Origin of the sequence: Neisseria sp. HMSC070F02 (assembly GCF_001814225.1) — a bacterium.
Taxonomy (GTDB): Bacteria; Pseudomonadota; Gammaproteobacteria; order Burkholderiales; family Neisseriaceae; genus Neisseria; species Neisseria meningitidis.
Map to the genome: position 1 here is coordinate 1 of NZ_KV815436.1, position 685 is coordinate 685.

The following is a 685-nucleotide window of genomic DNA, read 5'->3' on the forward strand; positions in this document are numbered from 1 at the left end:
GTTTATAATCTCTGGATAAAAAAACGTAATAAGTGTTTGCTGGATAACAAAGTCCAAACCAATAGCAGATAAAATAAGGCATCCACCCCCTTTCTTCATTAAGGATAAGAGATATCGAGAAACAAATCATAACTAAACAGAAAAAATTTTGGAGATAAAGCCATTTCATTCCCCTATTCAAGAATCTGGCCAAGATAGGTATTTTGTATACTCTAGAAAAGAAAGGCATTTCCAAGGGAAACATATCAGATAAAAAATTTTGTTTATTTTTTACTATAGATAGAACCCTATTTCTCAAGATAAATCCAAATGCAATGCCAATTATCATTATTAATAAACAAAGGATAGTATAACTATGGACAACCTTCATTAAACAAAAAGAAGAAATGGCAGATAAATTACATACGATATAGTGGAATATAAAATATTTACGGTCTAAACCTTGTTCAGTTGCAATTTTTTTATACTTACCTTGCGCAAAAAAATCAAAGAAATCCATTAAACTATCTTTCACATTAGAAATTTAAAAGCTAAATAATACGACAAACAATGTGAAGTACTATTCATGGTTTATTTAAAAAATAATACTATTCTGAACATTATTTAGATACAGAAATTAACAAATTGGAACTAAACAAGCTTTTAAATACTTTAATTTTATTGGAAAGCTATAAAAGGAACTATA

Annotated in this window: 1 protein-coding gene; it reads right to left on the reverse strand. The window is 27.3% G+C overall.

The window, feature by feature from the left end; all coding sequences use genetic code 11:
- A partial coding sequence (locus HMPREF2959_RS12895) for a hypothetical protein (RefSeq protein ID WP_070696563.1) occupies positions 1-499 on the reverse strand: 499 nt, incomplete at its 3' end.
- Between the last annotated feature and the right edge of the window lie 186 nt (positions 500-685).